Origin of the sequence: Lacrimispora sanguinis (assembly GCF_044987295.1) — a bacterium.
In the GTDB taxonomy this organism is placed as follows: domain Bacteria; phylum Bacillota; class Clostridia; order Lachnospirales; family Lachnospiraceae; genus Lacrimispora; species Lacrimispora celerecrescens_B.
Genome location: NZ_CP173277.1, coordinates 873,384 through 899,336 on the forward strand (window position 1 = coordinate 873,384; position 25,953 = coordinate 899,336).

The 25,953-nt window shown below is 43.7% G+C and carries 21 protein-coding genes; 3 read left to right on the forward strand and 18 right to left on the reverse strand.

Features of this window, described 5'->3' with window-relative positions; genetic code table 11:
* Window positions 1-78: 78 nt before the first annotated feature.
* The 4 genes from ACHZES_RS04160 to nirJ2 are packed head-to-tail and all read right to left on the reverse strand — an operon-like array spanning window position 79 to window position 3,785.
* Window positions 79-855: an ABC transporter ATP-binding protein gene (locus ACHZES_RS04160; RefSeq protein ID WP_395547803.1), complete on the reverse strand. Its 777-nt coding sequence runs from the start codon at window positions 853-855 to the stop codon at window positions 79-81.
* Window positions 852-1,844 (reverse strand): FecCD family ABC transporter permease, encoded by a 993-nt coding sequence (locus ACHZES_RS04165; protein ID WP_395547802.1) that lies wholly within the window; start codon window positions 1,842-1,844, stop codon window positions 852-854. The genes ACHZES_RS04160 and ACHZES_RS04165 overlap by 4 nt, the downstream gene beginning before the upstream one ends.
* Window positions 1,831-2,736, reverse strand: a complete 906-nt coding sequence (locus ACHZES_RS04170; RefSeq protein ID WP_395547801.1) for an ABC transporter substrate-binding protein — start codon at window positions 2,734-2,736, stop codon at window positions 1,831-1,833. Before ACHZES_RS04170 ends, ACHZES_RS04165 begins: the two co-directional genes overlap by 14 nt.
* Before the next feature lie 35 nt (window positions 2,737-2,771).
* Entirely contained in the window at window positions 2,772-3,785 is a 1,014-nt protein-coding gene (nirJ2, locus tag ACHZES_RS04175) for a putative heme d1 biosynthesis radical SAM protein NirJ2 (protein ID WP_310580320.1), read from the reverse strand.
* A gap of 263 nt (window positions 3,786-4,048) precedes the next feature.
* Here nirJ2 and ACHZES_RS04180 point away from each other — a divergent pair, with 263 nt between their 5' ends.
* The 3 genes from ACHZES_RS04180 to ACHZES_RS04190 are packed head-to-tail and all read left to right on the forward strand — an operon-like array spanning window position 4,049 to window position 7,010.
* Window positions 4,049-5,302 (forward strand): ABC transporter substrate-binding protein, encoded by a 1,254-nt coding sequence (locus tag ACHZES_RS04180; protein ID WP_395547800.1) that lies wholly within the window; start codon window positions 4,049-4,051, stop codon window positions 5,300-5,302.
* A complete protein-coding gene (locus ACHZES_RS04185; protein WP_038281541.1) occupies window positions 5,299-6,000 on the forward strand; it encodes a GTP-binding protein in 702 nt (233 codons plus the stop codon). Before ACHZES_RS04180 ends, ACHZES_RS04185 begins: the two co-directional genes overlap by 4 nt.
* Entirely contained in the window at window positions 5,997-7,010 is a 1,014-nt protein-coding gene (locus tag ACHZES_RS04190) for an ATP-binding cassette domain-containing protein (RefSeq protein WP_395547799.1), read from the forward strand. Before ACHZES_RS04185 ends, ACHZES_RS04190 begins: the two co-directional genes overlap by 4 nt.
* A 91-nt stretch (window positions 7,011-7,101) precedes the next feature.
* On the opposite strand, the gene ACHZES_RS04195 is transcribed toward ACHZES_RS04190, so the two are convergent.
* From ACHZES_RS04195 to ACHZES_RS04260, 14 genes are all read right to left on the reverse strand, one after another.
* Window positions 7,102-8,862 carry an FAD-dependent oxidoreductase gene (locus ACHZES_RS04195; RefSeq protein WP_395547798.1) on the reverse strand — a complete coding sequence of 587 codons (1,761 nt, stop codon included), beginning with the start codon at window positions 8,860-8,862 and terminating at the stop codon, window positions 7,102-7,104.
* Entirely contained in the window at window positions 8,859-10,142 is a 1,284-nt protein-coding gene (locus ACHZES_RS04200; RefSeq protein WP_038281534.1) for an FAD-dependent oxidoreductase, read from the reverse strand. Before ACHZES_RS04200 ends, ACHZES_RS04195 begins: the two co-directional genes overlap by 4 nt.
* Before the next feature lie 10 nt (window positions 10,143-10,152).
* Window positions 10,153-11,004 carry a carbohydrate ABC transporter permease gene (locus ACHZES_RS04205; protein ID WP_038281532.1) on the reverse strand — a complete coding sequence of 284 codons (852 nt, stop codon included), beginning with the start codon at window positions 11,002-11,004 and terminating at the stop codon, window positions 10,153-10,155.
* A 122-nt stretch (window positions 11,005-11,126) separates the two neighbouring features.
* Window positions 11,127-12,023 (reverse strand): carbohydrate ABC transporter permease, encoded by an 897-nt coding sequence (locus ACHZES_RS04210; protein ID WP_395547797.1) that lies wholly within the window; start codon window positions 12,021-12,023, stop codon window positions 11,127-11,129.
* Between the two features lie 81 nt (window positions 12,024-12,104).
* Window positions 12,105-13,502 carry an ABC transporter substrate-binding protein gene (locus ACHZES_RS04215; protein WP_395547796.1) on the reverse strand — a complete coding sequence of 466 codons (1,398 nt, stop codon included), beginning with the start codon at window positions 13,500-13,502 and terminating at the stop codon, window positions 12,105-12,107.
* Between the two features lie 157 nt (window positions 13,503-13,659).
* Window positions 13,660-15,297, reverse strand: coding sequence for a response regulator (locus ACHZES_RS04220; RefSeq protein WP_395547795.1), 1,638 nt, complete (start codon window positions 15,295-15,297; stop codon window positions 13,660-13,662).
* A complete protein-coding gene (locus ACHZES_RS04225) occupies window positions 15,272-17,095 on the reverse strand; it encodes a sensor histidine kinase (RefSeq protein ID WP_395547794.1) in 1,824 nt (607 codons plus the stop codon). Before ACHZES_RS04225 ends, ACHZES_RS04220 begins: the two co-directional genes overlap by 26 nt.
* Window positions 17,096-17,349: 254 nt before the next feature.
* Window positions 17,350-18,396 carry a substrate-binding domain-containing protein gene (locus tag ACHZES_RS04230; RefSeq protein ID WP_395547793.1) on the reverse strand — a complete coding sequence of 349 codons (1,047 nt, stop codon included), beginning with the start codon at window positions 18,394-18,396 and terminating at the stop codon, window positions 17,350-17,352.
* 130 nt (window positions 18,397-18,526) lie between these two features.
* Window positions 18,527-19,816 (reverse strand): extracellular solute-binding protein, encoded by a 1,290-nt coding sequence (locus ACHZES_RS04235; RefSeq protein ID WP_395547792.1) that lies wholly within the window; start codon window positions 19,814-19,816, stop codon window positions 18,527-18,529.
* 44 nt (window positions 19,817-19,860) lie between these two features.
* Window positions 19,861-20,715, reverse strand: a complete 855-nt coding sequence (locus ACHZES_RS04240; RefSeq protein WP_395547791.1) for a carbohydrate ABC transporter permease — start codon at window positions 20,713-20,715, stop codon at window positions 19,861-19,863.
* Window position 20,716: 1 nt separating this feature from the next.
* Entirely contained in the window at window positions 20,717-21,640 is a 924-nt protein-coding gene (locus ACHZES_RS04245) for a carbohydrate ABC transporter permease (protein ID WP_395547790.1), read from the reverse strand.
* An 11-nt stretch (window positions 21,641-21,651) separates the two neighbouring features.
* Window positions 21,652-23,937, reverse strand: a complete 2,286-nt coding sequence (locus ACHZES_RS04250; protein ID WP_395547789.1) for a TIM-barrel domain-containing protein — start codon at window positions 23,935-23,937, stop codon at window positions 21,652-21,654.
* Window positions 23,938-24,331: 394 nt separating this feature from the next.
* Window positions 24,332-25,087 (reverse strand): copper homeostasis protein CutC, encoded by a 756-nt coding sequence (locus ACHZES_RS04255; protein WP_395547788.1) that lies wholly within the window; start codon window positions 25,085-25,087, stop codon window positions 24,332-24,334.
* A gap of 129 nt (window positions 25,088-25,216) precedes the next feature.
* A complete protein-coding gene (locus tag ACHZES_RS04260; RefSeq protein ID WP_395547787.1) occupies window positions 25,217-25,921 on the reverse strand; it encodes an SIS domain-containing protein in 705 nt (234 codons plus the stop codon).
* Window positions 25,922-25,953 lie beyond the last annotated feature (32 nt).

Below are 25,953 nucleotides of genomic sequence, written 5' to 3' on the forward strand. Positions count from 1 at the left end.
TTTCTTACTCCTGCTGCCTTTAGTATAACATAGCAAAAAAATCAGGTAAAGCTACCTTTCGATCATTTTCATCGCTCATTATAATTTAAAGGAATAATAATAAGACTTCCCCTTTTCTGTCATCCGCCGGATATCTACCTTAAAGATATCACTGATGCAGCGATGAACCCTGTGGTCCGAAGCTTCCTCATAAGCGACCACCTTTCCATTTTCCATCACAGCCAACCGGTCTGAGTAATTGAGAGCCAGATTAAGATCATGCAAAACCAGCACAATGGTTTTTCCAAGCTTCCTGTTTAAACTGTTTATAAGCTCCATAATTTCATAGGAGACATTAATATCAAGATACGTAGTGGGTTCATCCAGAATAATAACCGGCGTATCCTGAGCCAGTACCATGGCAAGAAAGACACGCTGTCGCTCTCCTCCGGAAAGCTGGCGCATATTTTTGTTTCGCAGAGACTGGCAGTATGTCATTTCCATGGCATATTCGGTCAGCCGTTTATCCTCGGCAGAAGAGAAACTGATTGGAGACTGATGTGGATATCTTCCTGACATTACCGCATCTTCCACTGCCATATCCGGTATGTAGCTGCTTTGAAGCAGCACAGATACACTCCTGGCAAACTCCTTTCGTTTCATAACGCCAATCTCTCTATTCTCTAAAAACACCTTTCCCTTATCCGGATGCAACAGACGGGAAGAAAGCTTTATCACCGTGCTTTTTCCACATCCATTGGGCCCGATGATGGTGGTTATCTTTCCTTTTTCAAACGTTAAATCCATCCCATGGATCAGCGGCTGCCTGTTATAAGAATAAGTCACATCCTCAAGCCTGATCATAATTTCCATCATTCCTTCCGCCTGTTTTTTAGAATCAGATAAAGAAAAAACGGTCCTCCCATCAAGGACATCAAAATACCCACTGGCAGCTCATAGGGCAGGAATAAAGTTCTGGCAAGCAGATCACACAAAATTACGAAGATACCACCTGTCAGAGCGCTTGCGGGTATGACATACCGGTTGTCCTGACCGATCATTAATTTCACCCCATGGGGAACCAGAAGGCCCACAAAACCGATCATCCCGGCAAAGCTGACCGCCGCGCCTGCAAGTATGGCTGCAATGGCCAAATAGGCACAACGGCAGGCATTTACATTCATTCCCAGGGTTTTTGCACTGTCTGCCCCAAGATTTAAAATGTTTAAACCCTTGGAGCAAAGCAGTGCCAGAATAAAGCCTGCAGCTATAAAAACCGAAGGATAGATAAGTACATTTGAAGTAACAGAGGAAAGTCCTCCCACCAGAAAATTTCCTGCGCCTACGTAGGCATCGGGATATAAAATCATAATCGTATTCATTCCTGCGCTGAAAATACTGTTTACCGCAAAGCCTGTCAAAACCAACAGAACCCTTGACAATCTTCCGGTCATGGTAATGGCAAGAACCAGCATACAGGCAAGGAGGGCACCGGAAAACGCCGACAAAGGCAGGAGGAGGGGGTCTGCCGGAAGAAAAGCAGATGCCAGCAAAACAAATAGTCCGGCTCCTGCATTCACGCCTATGATATTAGGACTTGCCAGAGGATTGTTTAACACGGACTGAATGATCGCACCGGATACTGCAAGTGCGCTTCCTGCAAGCAGGGCTGCTGTTACCCTTGGCAGGCGGACCGTAAGAAGAATCCGGTATAAAAAATCATCAGGCTCTCCTGCAAACAGGGTAGTTACGAGAACAGTTGGCCGGATGTTACTGGCTCCCAGGCATAATCCCAGCAAAACTGAAACCGTAAGCATCCCAGATGATAAAAGGATAAGCAGCCTCGCCTTATTATTTCTTCCCATATAGAATCTCCGAAAGGTATTGATAGCTTTCTGCCCATTTTTCATTTGGTTTATAAAGGAACTTTTCCTTTGGCAAAAGAATGTAACGGTTATTTTTAACGGCGGTAAGGCCATTCCATGCCCGATTCTTTTCAATGCTTTCCTTTAAATTCTTCATGGCAAGGGTATCGTCATTTCCCATGGGGATCACAAAAATATAATCCGGATCTTCTTTTACGATGCTCTCCATGTTAAACTCCTTTAACAGGCTCTGATTCTCGTCAGCTATGTTTTTACAACCCAGATCATTTAACATGTTTCCTGTCATGGTCTTGGAATTTTGCGCTACCGCTCCGCCGGAATAAGTAATGAGTAGTAAAACAGAGGGAGGCTCCTCAGTTTTTGCTCTGTCGAGGATTTCCCCAATCTCTGTTTTTACAGCCAGCCCATTTTTTTCATACAGCTCTTCTCTTCCGGTTATTTCCGTACAGGTCTTAAGCATGGACAGATAGTCATCAAAATATGTGACTTTAAAATAGGCAGCCGTAATGCCCGCTTGTTTTAAAACCTCTTTAAGCGCTGCATGCTCCTTGGTTTCTGATGACAATAGAACCAGATCCGGGTTTAAGGCTATGATTTTTTCTACATTGGGATTGTTATATTTCCCCACGGATACAGTTTCCTCCGAAAGCTCCAGTCCTCTTTCATCAAATGCATCATCCGTAACACCGGCCAGACTGCCTCCGGCTGACAGCCAGACTTCTGCAAAGCTCCCCATTAACGCCACCACACGCTCCGTTTTCCTGACCGTCACTTCCTGCCCAAGGGCATCGGTAAAGCAGTATTCCTCCGGCATCACAGCAGCCGGTTCCCCTGTCTTTTTGCCGCACCCGGCAAGCATATTTACTATCATAAAAAGCATCACTGCATACACCATGGATTTTTTCTTCAATTTATTAAGGCACCTTCTTTGCATAATTGTTTTCCGTAAGCGCAATAGCTGTCTTCTGCCATATAATCGCCGTCATGATAATATCCTGCCCGCGCACGGCAGCCTCCGCACTCTTCTTCGTAAATGCAGTCACGGCATGTCCCCTTATAATTCCGGGTGCGCAGGGTTTTAAACAGGCTGCTGTTTTTCCATATTTCATCAAACGGTTCTTTGCGGATATCTCCTGCTTCCTCAACCATATAGGCACAGGGGCGGACCTTTCCAACAGGGCTTACCACGCAGTAGGAAAGTCCGGCCAGGCAGCCTCTGGTAAAACGGGTATCAACTTCCATCTCCTTTGCCACTCTTGTAAATTGAGGGGCACAGGTTGGTTTGATATCAATGGGAACTTCCTTCTGCTTCTTCATGATAGTCTGCAGAAGCCTTTCGTACTCCATGACTTTCAGCGAGGTTTCTTCTAAATATCTCCCTCTGCCAACCGGAATCAGAAAAAACAGGTAATTGGCTACAGCGCCTGATTTCACGCTGAAGTCAATAATATCTTCCACTTCCTCCTGATTCCAATCCATGACCGTAGTATGTATCTGAAAGGGCAGGCCGGCTTTTTTACAATTTTCGATTCCCTCTAAAGTCAGCCGGTATGCATTTTCATCTCCCCTGAATCCGTTATGTTTTTGTTCATCCAGGCTGTCAAGGCTGATCCCCATGACTGCAGCTTTGCATTTCTTTAAATTCTTAGCCGCTTCCTCCGTAATCAGCATACCGTTGGTGCCAAAAACAGGCCGAAGGCCCACACCGGCTGCATAGGATACCAGGGTATAGATATCCGGGCGCATTAACGGTTCCCCTCCGCTGAATATCATAATGCGAAAACCAGCCCTGGCGATTTCATCGATCAGCCTTTTGGCTTCTTCCGTTGTTAATTCATCTGCCTTTTTACTGCCGGCATCCTGGTAACAATGCTTGCACTTAAGATTACACTGGTTTGTTGTCATCCACGAAACGATCATATACTTTCTCCTTGTACTATTCTTTAAACCATTTAATTCATCATAATTCCATCAGCTCTTTTTCATTCCATAATTTTTTGATTTTTACCGATTAAATTATATTAACCATTCATGGGAAACAGGTGTTAAAATATAGTTTTTAATAAATAGTATCAATAACGTTTCCTCATGTGTTGTAATTACAACAACAAAATGGGAAATCATATGTTATGATAAACATATCGAAGAATCCAGAATTTTATCGCATACAGAAAGGAAGAAAAATGGCACATTATATAAATATTACTGACACCATTTATGATATAACCGAAAAATTTCCCGAAACAATCGGACTGTTTGTTGCAAATGGGTTTGAGCAATTAAATAATCCAATCATGCGCAGCACCCTTGGTAAGACGGTCACTCTGGAAATGGCCTTATCCATGAGAAAGCTTAATCAGGAGCTTTTCATAGAAAAACTGGAAGAAACCATTAAGCAAAACCTTCCGGACCTCACTTCCGGACTTACCCCTACGAGAAAAGAAGAAGGCGGTGATATCCGCATTGAAGGGGTACTCCCCTGCCCCATTCGCCTTCCTCTTTTGGAAAAGTTTGAAGCCTGGATGGTTTCCCAGAAGGATTCCATGGACTATAAGGTGGACTACAATTTAAAATCTGCCAACCTTGGACTTGATGATGTAAAGGAACGGATCATCGCCGCAGACGGCAACGCGGATGCCTTATCCGATCTCTATCTTTCGGCTGGCTTTGACTTGTTTTTTGATAAAAGCCTTATGGGACGTTACCGGGATTCCGGTACCTTTGAAGATATTTCTGATATGAAACAAATAAATCCTGATTTTGACAATGACTCCATTTCTTTAAAGGATCCAAAAAATCAATATGCTATCATCGGCATTGTTCCTGCGGTTATTATGGTGAATACCGCTGTTTTAGGAGACCGTCCGTTTCCTGAAAGCTGGGCGGATTTAATGAAGCCTGAATTTGAAAACAGCGTCAGCATGCCAATGAAGGACTTAGACATGTTTAACGCATTTTTGCTGCACATCCACCGGTATTATGGGGATGAGGGCATTGAAAAAATGGGAAAGGCTCTTTTGCGCAGCATGCATCCGGCCCAGATGGTAAAATCCCATATATCAAAGGATGGAAACAAGGTTCCTGCTGTTACGATTTCCCCTTACTTTTTTGCCAGTATGGCAGATGAGAAAAGTCCCCTTAGGCCCGTATGGCCAAAGGATGGCGCGATCATCAGCCCGATTTTCCTTTTGGCAAGTACAAAGAACAGGGAGAAGGTCAAACCATTTGTGGACTTCCTGTATTCCAAAGAAATAGGTGAAATCCTTTCCTCTAACGGGAAATTTCCTTCTACCAATCCGCTGGTAGACAACCACTTAAAACCAGATCAGAAATTCATGTGGCTTGGCTGGGATTATATTCACAGCCATGATATCGGAGAGCTTATCAAGACTACAGAACAGCTGTTTTATCAGGCAGCGGAAAAGGAGGCTTTATGAATCTGATTATTGTATCAGGCCCCCCTTCCTCCGGGAAGACGTCTGTTATATTAAAAACCATCGCCTCTTATCAGAGCAGAAATATAAAGGTAGGTGTTGTCAAATTTGACTGCCTTTATACGGATGACGATGCTGCCTACGAAAAGGCCGGTATACCGGTAAAAAAGGGACTTTCCGGTGCCTTATGCCCTGATCATTTCTTTGCTTCCAATATTGAAGAGGTGGTAAATTGGGGCAATGAGGAAAAGCTGGATTTACTCATCACAGAATCCGCCGGTCTTTGCAACCGCTGTTCCCCCTATTTAAAGGAAATCAAGGGAGTTTGCGTCATTGACAATCTTTCCGGCATCAATACTCCAAAAAAGATCGGTCCCATGTTAAAATCCGCAGATTTTGTGGTGATTACAAAGGGGGATATCGTGTCCCAGGCGGAACGTGAGGTTTTCGCCTCCTGTGTAAGCTCCGTAAATCCCCGTGCCGTCACCATGCATGTAAACGGCTTAACCGGGCAGGGAGCCTACGAGCTTGGAAGCCTTCTCTATGATGAAAACCAGAACATTGAATCCGTCCAGGGCATGCAGCTTCGCTTCCCTATGCCTTCTGCTCTCTGCTCCTATTGTCTTGGAGAAACAAGGATCGGAGAAGCATTTCAGATGGGAAACGTTAAAAAAATCAATTTGGGGGCAGATAAGACATGATGGAATTAAGCTTAGACCAGCTTCTTAAGGAATATCCCTTTGTAAGCGCATACTTTGAACAAAACAGACTGGATATTGCAGGGTATGGAGATAAGACCTTCCGGGAATATTTAGAACATTTTACAGAGGAGGAATTAGAGGACCAGGCCATTGACAAGGAAAAACTCCTGTCCAATCTACCTGTTTACTTAGAACAGATGAGTGCATTTCTGGGTCTTGAAAAAAGCAACCGGGTCCTTTCCATGACAATCCTTGCGGGAAATGACAAATCCGGCAATCCGGAAGGCTTTACAGAACTAACGGCGGAAACCTCTCAGATTATATCCATCGTAGGGCCTACAGGGTCCGGCAAAAGCCGCCTTTTGGCAGATATCGAATGGGCGGCGCAAAAGGATACGCCTACAGGCCGCAGCATTTTGATTAATGGAAAGAAGCCGGATAACAAATGGCGTTTCTCCTCCAATAACCGGTTGGTGGCACAGTTATCACAGAACATGAATTTTGTTATGGACCTTACGGTGGAAGAATTTTTAAGGATGCATGCCGTAAGCCGTCTGGTGGAGAATCCCCAGACTGTTATTGAACAGATCATCCTGGCCGCCAATCATCTGGCAGGTGAAAAATTTGACTTAACCACTCCTGTCACCAGTTTAAGCGGAGGGCAGTCCAGAGCCCTTATGATCGCAGATACTGCTATTTTAAGCTCTTCTCCCATTGTTCTTATCGATGAAATCGAAAATGCCGGAATTGACCGTAAAAAGGCTCTTGAGCTATTGATTTCCTCCGATAAGATCGTGTTAATGGCAACTCACGATCCTCTTCTGGCACTTATGGCAGACAAGCGGATCATCATTAAAAACGGCGGTATCAGCAAAGTCCTGGATACCAACGAGGAAGAAAAGCTCTTGTTAGAGGAGCTTGAAAAGATGGATTCCCTGATACAGACTGCACGTCAGGAGCTGCGTAAGGGAAGTACCTTGTCTGCGAAAACCCTGGATATGGGACTCTAATACTATTTAGAGAAAAAAGAATCCTGTTTGTCAGCGGATTTGTTAAGACTTCCGCCGGCAAACAGGATTTTTGCTTATCCTATCGCAACACTTATTTACAGGAATAAATCCTCACTTCAAAGATCCCTGCTTCCTTGCTTCCATATGTAGAAATGGGACTGATCCGGATAGCATCTCCTACCGTTCCGTCAATGAAAAGCTGCTGTAGCCTCTGTCCATGGGACTGGGCCGCAATATGCTCCACAACTTCCCCTTCCAGAAGGATATCCACTTCATATTCTTTTAAAAGCTCCGACGGCGGCCCAGACTTCTGTCTGGATAGCACACCCTGGTTTATAGAAGGAGTAATCTCCCTGCTTAAATTGGAATCAAGTACCATACGTATTTCCCGGATGGGCGTCTTCCCTGGCAGGGATAGAAGCAGGGAAGGGCGGTCTTCTATAGGGGCACGCCAGCAGTTTGACTCTTCATATACCGTTCTCGCCACTCCGTTTACTGCCTTTTCCGGCTCAAATCCTGGAATATGTTGAGATGCTGTCACCACTGCCCGCCTGGCGATATCATCAGGATCCTGGTTGGCAGCATAGGGAATATAGCAGTCATCCTTTAAAAGCTCCTGCTGCAGTTCCCCCACACAATCAAGGATTTCCCTGGGCCCCAGATTCCTTTTTACTGCCATGGAAGCGGCCGTACCTACCGCCTGACCAACGACCGCACAAGTTCCCATAACCCTTGTGGAGGAAAATGCCACATGAGAACAACTGATTGCCCTGCCTCCTAAAAACAGGTTCCGGATGTTTTTTGAATACAAGCACCGGTAGGGTATAGAGTATATGCCGTTTACCTGGTTCCAGACCGTAGGATCATCGTTCTCATTTAAAAAGCCTTCTACCGTATGGATATCCATAGGCCAGCCCCCATAGGCTACGGCATCCTCAAACCGGGTGCTCTGGAGACAATCCTTTTCCGTCAGCACATAATCTCCTATGAGCCGGCGGCTTTCCCTTTTTCCAGGCAGAAAGCCCACCCATTCCAATTCCATACGCTCCGCACCGTGTTCTCCGCCGTTTTTAATATGATCCCATACTCCAAATACAGCCTTTAACAGATCATCCCGAAGCTCTTCCCCTTGGGAAATCACATCCCGTTCTCCGCCTCCCAGCTCGATCCACCAGTACCCGGAGGTGACATCACTGTGATCCCGCAGCCTAAGCTGCTCCTCGGTATAGGTATTGGCCCAGAAAGGCTTAATAAAGGGCACCTCATGTCCCATGTCCCGAGCCTTGAACATGAGGGAATTTCCCATGGTATAGGGGTCTTCTTTTTCCGGAGCCAGGGTCTCTCCATATTGGGAGCTGCTTTCCCTTCCAATCCGGTACTCTGCTCCCGCCTTAGCACCCAGAACGCCGTCACCCGTGGCATCCAAAAACAGAGTACCGAAAATGCGGAACGTTTTCTCCGTTGTCAACTGCAGGGCACATACCGCCTCGATCCTGTCACCATCGCACAAGACCTCCGTCATATGAGTATTTAAATAAAGGGTCAGGTTTTCCTGATAATGAACCTTTTCCCATAGAACGGAATCAAAAATCGGATACACCATCTCTGGATTTCTCCGCTTGTTTTCCAGAAGTATTTCTTCTATTATTCCGGTTTCACGGGCATTTGAAACCGACATGTGATGATCTGCCCCACAGATATGCATCCGGATTTCGGAGCTGGCATTGCCGCCTAAAACAGGCCTGTCGTGAATCAAGGCTGTTTTCACACCTCTTCTGGCGGCAGCAATAGCCGCGCAGATGCCGGACATACCGCCTCCGACTACGACAAAGTCATAATGATATGTGTTCACGGATTCACCCCCAATTCCATAAGGCGGCTCTGAATCTTTTTCACTTCAAGGTCTCTGGGCGCTGTTTCAGAAGCGGCGCACATGGCTGCTGCAATCCCCACCGCCTGCCCCATATTGGCGCAGATCGGCATGACCCGGTAATTAGAATGGGCCATGTGAGTTCCTGAAATATTTCTTCCCGCCAGATACAGATTGTCAATTTCCAATGGTACGAAACAGCCGTAAGGTATGGTATACCCTTTTGTCTGAGGAAAATGCTTTTGACTGCCGGTTTCGTCTAGGCCATTGCCTGTTAAATTGTGTACGTCAAAATTAAAGCAGGCCTTTGCCACCACCCAGTTGTCAAATACTCTGGCCTCCAGGATATCCTGCGGACGAATGGTCTCCACTCCCTTAAAATGCCTGGTTTCCCGGATTCCTACCAGGGATGCGGAGCTGATGATATAACAGTTTTCAAAGCCCGGTACATATCTTCTAAGGAAAGCAACTATTTTATCAATCTGCTCTCTGCATACAAGGGTTGCCTTCGTCAGATCCTCGGCATTTGTACCGTCCACTCCGGTACAGTTGGTCATATTGCAGGTGACCACTCCCGGAAGCGTTGTCTTGTAAAGGAGCACATGTCCTGCAGGCTCTGGCAGATGCTTCTTCCCCAGCTCCTGTAAATCCCCGTCGGGAAGGTCAAAGCTTTCTTCAAAGCCGCCGGGAAAAACACCTCTCTCCTCATCAACACCTGCCACCTTAAACATGATCGTAGCCGGCTGCATGAGTCCGTCGTCTTCTCTGCCCTTAAAATAGGGAGCCCCGGCCTTTGCCCCTATATCACCATCACCTGTAGCGTCAATGACGATCTTCGCAAGAACAGCCTCCCTACCAGACTTGCTTTCCAGGATCACTCCCTTGATCACATTCCCCTCCATAATAACATCACTGGCAAATGTATACAGCCTGAGACTAACCCCTGCCTCCATAAGCATGCGGAGAAAAACTGTCTTTAAGCGCTCAGGATTAATGATCTGCCGTCCTTCCCCGGAAAACTCTGCCGAACGGCTCAGGATTTCCTCGTAAAATCCCCCTTCCGTGCTTCCCGTCCAATGGCTCATAAGTCCTGCTGTGGCGATTCCTCCCACATCTCCTGCCTGCTCCACCAGCATGGTCACAGCGCCTTCTCTTGCTGCTGCAACCGCTGCCCCGATTCCTGCCGGTCCTCCCCCCAGCACCAGCACATCCACCTCACGTATTACTGGTATCTCTCTCTTATTTTCCGTTATATATTTCATATTCTCAACCTTATCCTTTCACTGCACCAGCCACCAGACCCTTGACAAGAAACTTCTGCCCTAGTAAAAATACGAGAAAAGCCGGAATCAGGGCAGAGGCCGCTGCTGCCATGACCAGATTATACTCCGTCACACTCTCTTCTATAAAATTCGTAAGGGCAATAGGAATTGTATACAATCGCCAATCGCTTAAAAATACCAATGGCTCCAGATAACTGTTCCAGTTCCACAGGAACACCACCATTGCAAGAGAGGCCATATTAGGCTTGGCAATCGGCACCATGATCTTTAGCCATATGAGAAACTCGTGGGCTCCATCTACCCTTGCCGACTCTCTCAGTTCATCCGGAATCTGCATAAAATACTGGCGCATGAGAAATGTGCCTGTAATGGTAATCAGTCCCGGAAGAATCAGGGTTAAATGGGTTCCGGTGAGCCCCATTTTATTAAACATAACAAACTTGGGGATCAGGGTTACCTGACTGGGTATCATCATGGTGGCCAGATAGATCAGGAAGAGGATATTCCGTCCTCTGAACTTTATTTTAGCAAAGGCATACCCTGCCAGAGTGCTGGTAAGCACGGATCCCGTCAGATTGATGACAGCGATCTTTATGGAATTCCAGTATGCCAGGCCGAAATGGTAATCCCTGACTGCCAGGCCTCCCACATTCCACACTTTCTTGTAATTATCAGGATAAAAATATTTTGGTATCCATTCAATCGGAAGCTTCATGACATCCAGAGGAAGCTTCATTGATGCCGAAAGCATCCATAAAAACGGGGTGACCATGGAGACAGCCAGAGCCCCTATGACTACGGTAAACAGGACCCTAAGGATGATCCGTTGATGTTTCTTCATTCCAGGCGCCACCTTTCTTCTTTATTGCCCATGTCCTTTGGGCATACAGGTATACCCGCAGGGTGTTTCTTCTTTATTGCCCATGTCCTTTGGGCATACAGGTATACCCGCAGGGTGTTTTCTTAATAGCTGACCCATTTTTTCTGCCCCGCCCATTGAAACATGGTTATGCCAAAGAGGATCAAAAACAATATCCACGACATGGCGGAAGCATATCCCATCTTGTAGAAGGTAAAGGCCGAAGTGTAAATATAGTAAACCAACACATTGGTGGCCGTTCCGGGGCCGCCTCTTGTCATGATCTGAATAGGCGCAAACACCTGGAACGAAGTGATGAACGTAGTAATGATCAGGAAAAAGGTAGTAGGCGATAAAAACGGGATCGTGAGCTTAAAGAATTTCTGAACCTCTCCTGCTCCGTCAATATCCGCCGCCTCATAAACATCCTGAGGAAGTCCCTGAAGTGCCGATGTATAGATCATATTGGCATATCCCACTCCTGACCATACGGTCATAAGCATCAGCGCGGGCAAAGCCCAGGTTGTATCTCCAAGCCACTGGGGAGGATTCTCCACTCCAAATAACTTCACCAACTGGGTAAATGGCCCCCAGGGGGAATACATCATCACCCAAACAATGGCAACCGCTACGATATTGGATATGTAGGGCATAAAAAGCGCCAGCCTCATGGGAAGTCTGGCAACGCAGTATTTATCAATGATGACCGCTAACACCAGCGCCAGAAAAACGGTCACCGGTACCACTCCAACCGCAAAAATGATGGTGTTAATCAGGGAACTGGTAAACCATTTATCCTGCCACATGTCAATAAAATTTTTAAGTCCGATAAAATCCCAGTTGCCGATCCCTTTGGTATAATCCCAGTTTGTAAAGCTGATGATCAAAGAAAAGATCATGGGAAATAAGGTGAAAAGGCATACACCGATAATATTGGGCAGAATGAAAGCATAGCCGGTTAGATCCACCTTTAACTGTCTGCTAAGCCTGATTTTCTTCATGTTCAGTGGTTCCCTCCTTTCTTCTTTTTATTATCCCGGGGCTGCGTAATGGAACCAGCAGCCCCGGGGATTTTTCTCTGCTTATTTCTGCAAAAGCTCATCAGCTCTGGCTTTGGCCTTATTCATGCCTTCCTCCGCCGTCTGCTTTCCGATGAAAATCCCTTCCAGTTCTTCCACCGCGATTTTCTTTACCTCCGCAATATGGTTGGTGATGGAAGGAACCGCGTAATTGTCTGCCGGTGTTATAAGGATCTTTTGAGTAGTTTCCGCATCTAAATAATCCTCGGCTCCCATGACAAACGCCTCTGTTACCTCTAGGGCATTATAAGTATTGGAAGCCGGCACCCGGCCACCTTCCACTACGGGAAGCATTCCCTCGTTCGCGTACCATTTTGCAAATTCCCATGCTGCCTCAATGTTCTGGGATTTTGGATTGATGCACAGATGATCCCCATAGCCTCCCTGGGTATAATTTCTCTGTCCTTTTTCCACCACTGGATAAGGAGCGAATGCCGTCTTAAAGTCATGGGGATAACTGGCCTGGTCCTTAACGCTTCTTACAATCCACGGTCCCACCGTCATGGCAGATTTTCCCGTCAGGAACATGCTTTCCTGAGACAGCTTTTGGGTCACAGAATCTGTATGAGTAGGAGATGTTTTATCCACATTCATCATGTTATTGATCAGCTCAACGGATTTAAGCACCACAGGATCATCAAAGCTGGTTTCCTTGTCATTTTTATACATGGGATCTCCGCCGCTTGTCTGGGCCACTAAGTAAGTGAAAAGATAGGTCAGATCCTGCTGGGAATTCCAAAACATGCCGTAAACTTTATCCTGGCCTTCTCCATAAGTAAGCTTTTTGGCGATCTCACGGAATTCGTCAAACGTCCATTCCGTAGGAATTTCAATCCCTGCTGCTTCGAACATGTCTTCATTTAAAACGATTCCATACTGATCCAGCTTTGTAGGAATGGAATAAGGCTTTCCGTTTATGTAATACGCCTCTGCCAGGGTCCCGAAATATTTTGTCAGTTGGAAATCATCACGGGCAATCAGTTCTGAAAGATCCAGTGCCATGTTACCCTCCGCGCGCTTTGTCAGAACATCGGTGCTGTAAGTCATATAAAGGTCCACACCGTCTCCTGAGAGAAGATTTGTTTCCAGCTTTAAATTTCCCGTATCATCATTTACAAACCGTTCGTACTCTACCTGTATCCCTTTGTCCTTGTAGAGCTGGTTAAAGTTATCACAAACAGCCTGAGGACCAGCTTCCGCAGGAACGCCTCCCCACATCCGCAAAACAACAGGTTCTCCATTTCCTGCTTTTGGCGCTTCTGTTTTTGATTCATCTGTTTTAGCCGTCTCCCCAGACGCAGTTACCTGTTCTGTTTTCTGGCCGCTTTGGCAGCCGGTTATCACTGACATTGCCATTAGAGATGCCATGCCGAGTGCCCCTAACTTTTTCCACTTTTTCATTATACCTTCCTCCAATAGTTTTGATTTCTTTTATACTATAGCAAAAACAGCAGACAAGTGATATCCCTCTGTCTGCTGTCTTTCTTTCAATTCTTTCGATTTCCGGCTTCATTGGTTTCTTCTTTTGCCAATAGTTTAAAATCCTGCTATTTTTCTTTCAGATTCTGCTATTTTCCTCCGCTTTCTTTAACCAAGCCTGGCGATATTCCAAAGGAGACTGTCCTACGCTCTTTTTAAACTGGGTGCTGAAATAATTTGGATTAAAGATTCCAACCTCATCTGCAATCTCATTTACCTTTAAATCGCTGCTTTCCAGTAAGTATCTAGCATGCTCCATTCTCACCCGGTATACATATTCCAAAAAGCTAATCCCTTCCTCCTTTTTAAATACATGGGAAAAATAGCTGCCGCTCATGTTCACCATCGCCGCAATTTCTGCGACCTGCAGTTCTTCCTTCATATGACTTCGGACAAAACTCTTTGCTTCGGCAACCTCTTTTCTCAATATTCTGCCGCTGTTAGATTCATACTCCTTTTTATACTGTTCCAACAATTCCAATACGGATTGCCTGATTTTTTCAAGATATGTATAATCATTGATGGAAGCCTCCATGTTTATTCCGTTCTTATCCAGGAACAGATCTATATCAGCTCTGCTGCGGGCAAAGGAGGCTGCCAGGGTTCCATAGGCCTTTCTCAGAAGATAGCGGATTTCCTCAGGCTCCCACCGGTTCTTTTCTTTCAGAAATTCAAATAAGTCCTCCAGAAACTTCCTCATCCCGAAAAAGTCGTGTTCTGCCGCCAGACGTTCTAAAACAGAGCTGTGAAACTCGACCGGAAGAACCGCCTCTTCCTTAACGCTCCTCTCGTATGGATGAAGCTTTCCAGGTTCCGAAAAAAAGCGCATGTTTAATGTACCCCGGTTCTGAGCAATGGCCTCCTTTAACCCTTTGATCCCCGTACATTCCCTGCTCAATGCTCCGCTTACCTCCAAACCGTAATACTGTCGGGCGCAGCTGGAAAAGATGCCAAACTCCTTCTCCATTGCTGTAAAAAAGGCCTTATGATCCTGATTTTCTTCCAGGTTTACTGCCACTGCAAAATCATATTCCCCGTATTGGAACACTTCTGCACGGTGATGGCGGTTAAACAATTCACTAAGGATATTTTCCATAGTAAATATCAGGAGCTCCAAATCCATAAAATCCCCTTTTTTTCTTACCACCTTAAAATCATCGATGGTAATGGAGAGGATATGGAACGGATGGTCAAAATTTACAGAAAGAGGCAGCCTCATCAGTTCCTCTAAATATTTCTTCAAAAAGGTTTCAGAGTTTAAAATTCTTTTAAATAATCCTCTTTTTATGACTTCCATATTCCGTTCCGCCAGTACAGAGGTTTCCTGGACTGTGTCGCTCCCTTTCCCTGAGGAGGTAGCTTCATCCATGATTTTCAGCAGTTCTTCCGGCTTCACTGTCAATTTAAAAACATAATCAAACGCCCCCATTTTCATGGCATTTCTCACATTGTCAAAATCATTATAGCTGCTTAAAACAATAAACTGGATGTGAGGATATTTTTCCCTGCACTCTGAGATCAGCTCAAAGCCATCCACCGGGCTCATCTTTAAGTCCGTAAGAACGATATCGGGCTGATACTGTTTGATTTTTTGAAGCGCCTCTTCCCCATCCGATGCATCACAGACAATCTGGTATCCATGGTTCTCCCATTTGATCAATGACTGAATTCCCAGACGCACCAAAACCTCATCATCTACAATCATCACCCTTTTCATCCCCTGATTTCTCCTCTCTGATTACCGGAAGTGTGAACAATACCACCGTCCCTCTTGTTTTAAGACTTTCTATGGTCAGCCCATACTCATTGCCGAAGGTAATTCGGATATACTCATCTACAGTTTTGATTCCGATGCCCGTCAGCTTGCTTTCCTTTATCCGGCCTTCCCTGGAGGCCTCAAATTGCCTGATAACATTGGGGGAAATGCCTACTCCGTCATCCTCCACATAGATTTTAAGGCTGTCCTCCTCTGCAGATCCGTAAATCCGGATCAAGATTTCCTCCCTATCCTTGTCATATCCATGAATGATAGCATTTTCCACAATGGGCTGAAGGATGAACTTGGCTGTTTTCAAATTCATGATGTCTTCCTCAAGATCCATTTCCAGCCTGCAATGATTTCCGTAACGGCAATTTTGGATATAAAGATAATTCCTGATGTTCTCCACCTCTTCCGCTACCGTCACCAGGCAGTTTTCCCTGCTCATACTGTATTTTAAAATATGAGCCAAAGCATCGATTCCATCTACGATATTATCCGCTCCTCTTATGATCGCCATCCATCGGATGGTTGACAGGGTATTGAATAGAAAATGGGGATTTAACTGTGCCCGCAGAGATTCATAACGGTATTTTTCCTTGATCTCGTGCTCATTTTTAAGCTCTTCAAATAAATGGCGGATGTTAATGGACATTTGCCGGAAGGAGCGGTTTAACTGTCCGATCTCATCGGACCGCTTCATATCGATATCTTTTAAATCCATATCCAGCGTGTAATTTTCCATCTGGCCGCTGAGTTTTACAATGGGCTTAACCAGCATCCGGATGGAAAGATACAGAATTAAGACCAGCGCGCATATAACGATCAGGACTATCAGATTCATCCTGCTCCCAATCATTTCCACCTGATTGGTCACTTCCTGATAATTGGTAAAATGAAAGACTTTCATTTGCTGATCATTAAACACCCACGGCTTTGGAATGGTATAATAGCTTATAAGAAAGTTTCCTCCTGCAGATTGATATCGCAGGTTTCCGCTTTTTTTCTTCTCCGTCTCCCGGAACAGATTCCTGATATCCTCTTCTTGAATAAGCCCCTGAATGTCGTTTTGTAAAAGTACGGATCCTTCTCCCACACAGACATAGGCCATGTCACCGGCATAGGCATATTCCATCAAAAGGTCGCTGAATTTTTTCTGGTCAATGCTGATAATAAGCGTTCCTATTACATTTCCCGTCGTATAATCCTTGAGCAGGGATTTTGCCAGGGAAATATAGGTCTGATCTTTCTGTTCACCAATAATGTAAGCCGGATTAAACATGGCCCATACAATATGCCCATTGTTCTCCCTGCTCTTTTTCACCCAATCCTGATCCAGGAGAAACTGGTAATCCTGGTAATTCATGCTCCAGTTGGAGTAAATTCTATTGTGCTCGTCAAATAGGATGATCTTCATATCCTGAACGAAATCAAATCCGCTGGCAATGCTGAGCTTATGTATCATCTGGTCAAAGTACTTCGTATTGTCATATTGTGACGTATTGGGATCTGTAATGCGCTTTTGCAGCTCCTCGTCATAAACAAAGACATTGGTCAAAGCCGCTATGTTCTGTAAATTATCGCAGATATTCCGTTCTCCCCTTGAAATGTTCTGAATGACCTTTTCACTCAGCTTTTCCTGGATAAAATGTTCCATGCTGACTCGTACGTAAATACATGTCCCTGCCAAAGGCAGGACCACGCATAGCAGTAACAGCAGAAACATCCGAACAGATAATTTAGAAGACTTTTTCATCCCTTTTCCTCTTTCCGGTAATAATTATATGCAGCTCCATATATCCGGCGCAATGAGCATTTAGAAATATGGTGATTTTTATTATAGCAAAAATTTTATTTCCTGCAAAGATGTGCATTTTTTTTAATATAAAAGTAAATCTTAAATTCCTCTTGGTATTTTTGACGAGTACTTTATCTGTCCCGTTCCGCAAACGGGCATAATAAACGGGACGCGTTATGTTTAACCGCGTCCCATCTTGTTTTGTTAGCTTGTTAATCCAGATTCTCTTTGATTTTTATAATTGTTTTTGTGATGTAATTCTCAGGAACATTATGCCTGTCATCTACAAAATAGTCAAACAGCATATGAACAGCCTTGTATCCTTGGGTCCATGGATCTTGGCAAAGAGTAAAATTAATAACTCCCTGATGCATAAACTGACGTACAGTCTCCACATCGTCAAAACTTATTACATGCAGACTGTCATTCTTTTTTAATTCAATAATCGCTTTACAAACACCGGTAATCGCTGCTGAAGTCATATAAACACAATTTATTTCGGGATGCTGTAATAGTATTTGTCTGGCGCTATCATAAGCAGATTCTTCATTCTCGTTAACCTGCATTTGTGCAACGATTTCATAATTCTGGCAATTGTTATTCATGGTATCTACAAAACCAGTTAATCTCTGGATATGGTTTGTCATTTGCCGTGTACCAGAAACGATTAAAAAATTGAATTTTTCATGATTTATGTTTGAAAATAGTCCTGCTGCCGTACTGCCTGCTTCATAGTAATCACATCCAATATAAAATAAGCGTCTGGACCCACTTAAATCATTATTGACGGTAACAACAGCAACTCCCCTTTTCGTAAGTTCATCAATGCAATCACGTATTTGAGGCTCATCAACGGTTGAAAGGCATAATGCCCCAAAATCTTCCTCCATTAACTCTTGGACCGCTCTGATATGCTCCTCGGCATGATATGCCCTGACTGGTTTGCAAATTACAGAAACGCCAAAATCCTCCAGCTCCCTGGCTGCAGCCTGTGCTCCTTCTTCTACTGCATAAAAAAATTCATTACCAATTTGTGGTACTACATATATAATCTTTAATGGCTGCTTGCGGGCAGCCAGAATTCTGCCTGCCCTGTTTGGAGTAAATCCCATTTCTTTAGCTAATTGCCTGATTTGTTCAGCAACCTGGGGATGGACACCTGGACGGTTATGTAAAGCCCTGTCCACGGTTGCCCTTGAGACTCCTAACTTCTCGGCTAATTCTTTCATTGTGACAGCGATTTCAAACACTCCTTTCATAAAGATTTATTTCAAATTATTTATCATAAAATAGGAAAAAGTCAAGAGAGATTTTTACAATTCAAGCAAATATTATAAAAATCTCTCCTGCCTTTCATAACCAGTTTTGTATATTATACCACATTAAACTCTATTTTAGTGTAGCATTAATCTCCCCTATTTTTTTAGCAGCGGTAGAACCCGCCTGTGCGGGCGTCTCAGCATCAATCAGCACAGCCTGAATCGCAATTTGTATATTTTCCGAAATTTCACTCCACTTAGGTGATGGTCCACGAGCAATCGCATAAGCCATTTGCTGTGCAAAAACCTGCATCGCATCATTTTCTGGATATTGTTCCTCTGCTGTCACATCGCTGCGGGGTGAAATGGTTCCAATGCTAGAATTAAAAGCTATACTGATCTCCTTACTTGTTGCATATGTAAGGAAATCCCATGCTGCCTCCATATTGTCACAACTAGTGGTAATCCCTATGTTCTCACCACCCATACAGGAAGCATTCGTTCCATCGGTTGGCAGAGAAATAATCTGATATTTTAAATCAGGAGCATCGGTGGCCAGATTTGGTATTTGCCACGAACCATTTAACATCATTGCAGCATTACCCGCTGCAAATTGCTTCTCAACATCTCCTTGTGCCCAGTTGATGACTTCATTACTGGCATAACCTGTATTTACCAGTGTTTTAATATTGGTAAGAGCTTGAACGCTTCCCTCGGAAGCCATATCATCTAGAGAACCACCTGCAGAATAAAGAAACGGAATAAACTGGAACGTACCTTCTTCACTTTTTGCAGCTGCAAAAGCAAACGGATACACGCCCGGATTTCTATCCTTCAGTTTTTTACAAGTTTCCAGAAACTCTGTCCAAGTTGTTGGCATTGTGTCAATCCCTGCAGCTTCGAACATTTCTGTATTAACCCATACAGCTAATGCATTATACCGAAATGGCAAAGTATAGATCTTATCCTGATAGGTACCGGTAGCCAATGGTCCTTCCTGAAATTGATTATGGTCTGTGGCGTTAAACTGCTCTGTAAGGTCAGTAAACAATCCCATTGCAGAGTAAGCGGCTGAATCTGGATTGTCAATAACAGCCAAATCCGGAAGGTCTCCGGTCGTAATCCCGAGAGTATATTTTTTCATTAATTCATCCCTGGGAATCAACTGCTGTTTTACCTGTGCTTTTCCACCGCTTGCATTATAGTCGTCAATTAATTTGGTCAAAGCATTTTGTGTAGCCTCACTCGTATAGTAATGCCACAAGGTTAACGGAACTTTAACCGGTTCCTGACTGTTTGAAGAAGACGTTTTTTCCGGAGCAACTTGATCAGTTGGGGTTGGTGTCTGATTTTTTGCACATGCCACAAGCAATAATGCAGTGGATGCAAGCATAAGAATACTACTAAATTTTCTCTTCATTTGTTCCCTCCTAAATTTTATTTATGAATCTTTTAAACAGGGCGTCAGCCTTTTACGGCTCCCCCGGTGATTCCACTTACAACATATTTCTGGGCAAAGATAAAAAGCAATGCAGGCGGAATGACCAGCATGCAACCGTAAGCCATAATCCAGTTCCACCGGATCCCAAATTCATTCATCAGGTTATAAATAGCGGCCGTCATTGGATACAGCTTGCTATCCGTATTAAAAGTCAGTGAATAGATCAAATCATTCCAGCCATGGACAAAGCCAAAACATACACAAGTAACAATTCCAGGTTTGACAGTAGGAAGGACAATCTTTATAAAAGCTGAAAATCGGTTGCAGCCATCAATACGGGCTGCTTCCTCAAGTTCCTTTGGTGTCGTTAAGAACATTGGTCTTAGAATAAGAAGCACAAAAGGAATCGTTATAGTCATAATTCCAAGAGTTGGGGCTATATAGCTATTTAGCAGACCAAGCCTTGAAAAATTCAAATACAAAGGTGTAAGAAGTAATGATGAGGGAAGCATTTGTGTTATCAGGAAAAGCATAATAATGACGCTGGATCCTGGGAGCTTAAATCGTGAAATGCCATATGCTGCGGGTATTGCAAGGATACAGGATAAAACCATGGCACTGACAGCAATCACCACAGAGTTTATGGACGAAACCAAAATGGAATATTTTCCGGTAAGCTGCTGGATATATCCGCTAAAGTCAATCTTCTGTGCTATAAGCGTAATGGGTCTGCTGAAAATTTCCGCATCGCTTTTCAGAGAACTTACAACTATCCAATAGAGGGGAAACAAAAACACTACGGCGATGAGTAAAGACAGAATCGTCCACAAGGCCTTCTTTGTTTTTTCACTGTGAAAGAAATGTTTAATAATTTGCATATTAAGCTGCCTCCTCCTTTTTCAACAATTTTAGATAAACAAGTGCAATACAGAACAGGATGAGAAACAGGATATTTGCTACGGATGCACCCTCTCCGAATTTATACTGAGAAAAAGACAAACGGTAAGAATAAGTAGCTAAAACCTCTGTTGCATCGATCGGACCTCCACCGGTCATTACAAAAATCAAGTCAAATACTTTGAATGTATACACAAATCCAAGCACCAAAACTGATAAGATAGCCGGCCTCAGCAGAGGGAGCGTGATGTACCTGAAACGTTTGAATGCGTTTGCTCCATCAATGGAGGCACTTTCATATACTTCATCCGAAATAGAAGAAAGCCCAGTAGTCAGTAATAACATGTTAAACGGAACGCCAACCCACGAATTAGCCATAATGGGGCCCCAAATAGCTGTTGATGTCTTCAAAAGCCACGGTATTGGCTCTTTAATGACTCCCAACTGCACCAGAAAATAATTAATGACCCCCACATCAGGGCTAAGCATGTATTTAAATAACAATGCAGTAACCGTTATAGGCATCATCCAACTGATAACCAAAGCCCCCCGAAGAGGTTTTGCAATAGCAAACTTTTTACTGAATAAAAGGGCAAATAACAACCCCAGGGTAAACTGAATGCTAATACTGATCACTGTGTAAATCGTTGTGTTCCTGATTGCGACATACATAGAGGGATTAGAAAATATAGCCTTATAATTTTTAAACCCGATAAAATTCTTAGATTTTCCCTGGGCGAGATTAAAGGCAGAAAGATCCGTAAAGCTGATGGCAATATTGTATAGTACAGGATACCCAATCATTAGTAACATATAAATAAGAGCCGGAGCAATGAATGCGTAACCCACCAGTCTTTCTTTCTGCCGTGCGTTCAGCCTGCCAAGTTTTATGCTATTTTGATTCATGAAACCCTCCTTTAAATAGAGTTACCCTCTGCTGCTACTATTTTTTCGTCTTTTAAAGCTTCCAAAGTTGCCGGCATAGTTCGCCTTTTGAAGTAATCCACTATAGTTCCTTGTACTTTGTCCTTCTGCTGTGTAAACCAGTAATATTTCAGCGTAGACCAATTTATCATATCGGTAGTCAGGGCTGCTTCAACCATAGGGATAACAGTTCCTTCCCGTACTAATGCTATCCCTTCCATGTCACCAGCCTGGATTTTTGACCAGCCACTTTTATAAACACGCCGGGTAAACAGTTCAATCCATTCACCTTCCGGCAGGTAAACGTTCCGTTCCCGGATTTCTGTAAACAAAGGGGCGACTAAAATATCATCTCCAAACATATATTGATCCTCAATGCTATTACACCCCGGATCGTCCGGAAATTCCAAGAACATTGCACGCATCATTGGATGCCCTAATTCACTGCATTTTATGGCCTGTCCGAAAATATAGGGCATCAGGCGGTAACGGAACTGCATCTGACGCCGGAACAAACCCAGGAAACTGTCCGAAAAGGCCCAAGGTTCTTTGGGTGCGGCTCCATGGCAGCGCATATGAGAGGTAAAAATCCCCATAAACATCCATCTGCGATATAATTCTTCCGGAGTCTGACGGACAAATCCTCCAATATCATGGCTCCAGTAGGAAAAACCACTCATTCCCAAAGATAGCCCTCCACGTAAAACGGAAAGCATGCCCATATCGGTATTTTCCGTATCACCGCCCCAATGAATGGGATACCGCTGGCTTCCAGCCCATGCGCTGCGAGCCCAGATAACAGCTTCTCCTTTGGATTCTTTTGTCGCATCGAAAACCGCCTTATTATACCGTAATGGGTATAAATTATGTTCATAGAATCCGGACTTGCCAGAATGATATACACCGGTAATCGGAGCAGCTTCTCCAAAATCAGCTTTTATGGCTGAAACTCCCTGCTGAAATAATGTTTTCAATTTTTCCTGATACCATGTAACTGTCTGCGGATTAGAAAAGTCAAGAACGGCATCCTCAGCTGGCAATGCTCCATCTGAATTAACTACGGCAAGTTTATTTTGACACAATTCCTTAAACAACCGATTGGTAGGTGTAAAATAAGGCAATTGCCATAAGGAGATACGGTAACCATCCTGCCTTAAATCCTGTATCATTTTTTGAGGATCAGGAAATCGCTCATAGGAGAATTTATAATCACAATTCCATTCTTCCTCAAACCATCCAGTGTCCAGGTGAATCACATCACATGGGATCTGATTTTCTTGTAACTTATTTATTACTTCACGTACCTCTTTCTCGGAACGGTAAGTAATCCGGCTCATCCACAAACCAAAGCTCCATAAGGGCGGCAAAGGACTTTTTCCTGTCAGATTAGTGTAGCCTGTAAGCACTTCTTTTGGATCGCCAGTGATAAAAAACAAATCCAACGCATTTTCACCGACAAAAACAGTCTGGGCCTCCTGATAATCGCTGCCGAAATCAAATACGCAGGGTGTGGAAGTATGTGTAAAAACACCATAACCTCTGGAACTCATATAAAATGGAATAGGTTTATACATCTCCCGTGTTTCACTTCCGTGAGGATCCTTTGTATATAAGGTCAGTCGCTGGCCAGTTTTGTCAAGTCTTGTAAAACTCTCTCCGCTCCCATAAATGTGCTCATCCGGCATAAGACTAAAGCTAATAGCTGATTGCTTACTGCGTGTAGTGTATGATTGAACAAAAGAAAGAGGAATCATTTTATCATTATGGAGACAAGCACTGTCCGTAGTGTTCAGGGTCCTTGTTAACAATTTTCCATTTTTATCCTTCAGCGTAACACGAAACGGGGAAAAACTGATATGGACGGACATTTCTGTGGTGGATAATATTACATCATTTTCATACTGCATCGCATGAACCTGTGTATATTCGCTTATTGGCTCAAGGATAGGGGATTCCACCGCTTCAGGTACATGATCATCAAACACGATATACATGCGAAAAATGTTTGCTGCATAAAAAAGAAATTGTATGCGAAAAGCAGGATTTTCCGGATAAACCGCCGGAAATGTCCATGAGGTTGCTTTTTCAAATTGCGCCGAGCAGCCGACAAAAGAATATCTTCCTTTTCTCTCCATACGTAAAAAATTTAATGTACCACTTTGCCGTTCCGGGTCATAATCCGTAAGATCACTTGCTAAAAAATAGGTATTGCCTAATGTATAAAATGCACTGCTTACATCAATCTCATCACCCAGATATTCCATGTTCGTAATTTTCACTTCAGTCCTCCATGCATTCGGGCACGTGCCCGAAATAGTGTAAAAAAAATATTTTAAATAAATCGTTAGTCAATCGGATATTCGCAATCCGCTTCGCCACTTGCTTACGGCATGCCCCCATCTATCGAACATATCCTCATTTGGCCTTATTGGGCACGTGCCCGGAATAGAATAAAAAAATAAGAACGTTCTATAATTAAATTATCACAATAGTGATTTTATGTCAATACATGCGATTTATTTAGTTTTATTTTATGCAATATGTATAATAACTTCTAAATACACACTCCAAAAATCCGAAATATAGGCTTAACATTGTTCAGATTAACTAATACAAAGGGCTGTGTACTAAATAATTAGTGCACAGCCCCAGCCGGAATCTATTTATACCGCTCTATTTATTCTGAACATTTTTTAAAACTTGAACAGCCTGTTTTACTTTTTCTTCTGATGTCTGCCATAGGGCATATTCATCTCTTTCAGGAAGCCCCATGCTGCTTCCTGCTTTTCGATATATCATCATGCTGTCCACCTCAATTTTTCCTGACATATGAATAGAGGTGATTCCTGTAAGCGGAATTAATTTATCCATTACATCAGCATTAATTCCTCCTGCTGCCAGGATTTCGATTCTTCCTGCACTTTTCTCATAAAGCTCTTTTAACATCTCTCTGCCGTCCCATGCACTTCCACATTGTCCTCCAGTCAAAATGGTTTTCATTCCTAAAGAAACTGCCTGTTCCATCGTTTCCATTGGGTTTATGCAGGCATCAAATGCTCTGTGCAGTGCAGTGTCCATGTTTCCGGCTAATCTTTCCAGCTCGGACATTCTTTCCACATCCAGCCTGCCATCCGGTCTTAAGATTCCCATTACCACACCGTCAGCTCCCAACTCACGATACATCTGTACTTCTTCTTTTAATTGTTCGAATTCATAGGCATTATAACAATAATCACCGTATCTGGGACGCAAAAGGACACGGACTTTAATATCCGTATATTTTTTTACCAGCTTAAACAGCGCAATTCCTGGAGTCACACCTCCGATTACCAGATTGCTGCAAAGCTCAATCCTGTCTACTCCTGCGTTATCCGCATTTACCGCAGACTGCACACAATCTGCACATACTTCTAATACCGAATGTTTCATAATAACCTCATACTCTCAGAATCATTATTTTACCAGAAACTCGCCTGCCTATTCTATCGCTAATATGTTTTAAACCATAACTTCTTACCTTAAATGAGCGTAAAGGTAAATCGCAGGCACTCTTTGTTATTAAATATGCCAGATTCTATCCGCATATTTCTGTTCAAGAGTATTATTAAACTCTCTTCCTCCGTCAATGTTAGCACTCTTGTAAACCGGAGGCTCATATCCTTTCGACATCATATCTTGCACCGCTTCATAAATCATTTGCTGCAGAAGAAGGCATGTGCTGAGCGAAGAGGTTCCACAGACTTTGTAGTCCAGCCCTTCAACTTCCAAGGCAGCATCCCCAAATGTGGAATGGTTATCCAAAACCACATCCGCGAACTCATATAGAAGCTTACCGGAAGAATGTCTGGAGGTTGAACTTTTTGATACCTCCAATGCAGTTACTACTATTAGCTTGTTGCCTTTTTTCTTTATGTAATCAGCCATTTCTATTGCAAACGGGTTTCTGCCGGAGTTAGAGATCAGTATGAAAATATCATTCTCTCCTATGTTAACCTGGCGCATTAAAAATGGTGCATTTCCTTCCACACTCTCATACATTCCTTCTGCTTTGTCACGGATAAGCTTGCTTGGAATCAAACCTCCGGCTCTCCCGCATACTTCGATTGCACCTGCATAGGAATGCCCGCTTCCAAATGCCTGCAGGATCCCTCCGTTTCTGATAGAATCAGAAACCAGTAAGGCCGCCTCATGAATGTGCTCCTGTTCCGCTGCTTCCAGTTGTTCCATAATCTTTTTTGATTTGTTAAAAAACTCTAATCCCATAATCTCTCTCCTTACTGTATTATTTCATGTTC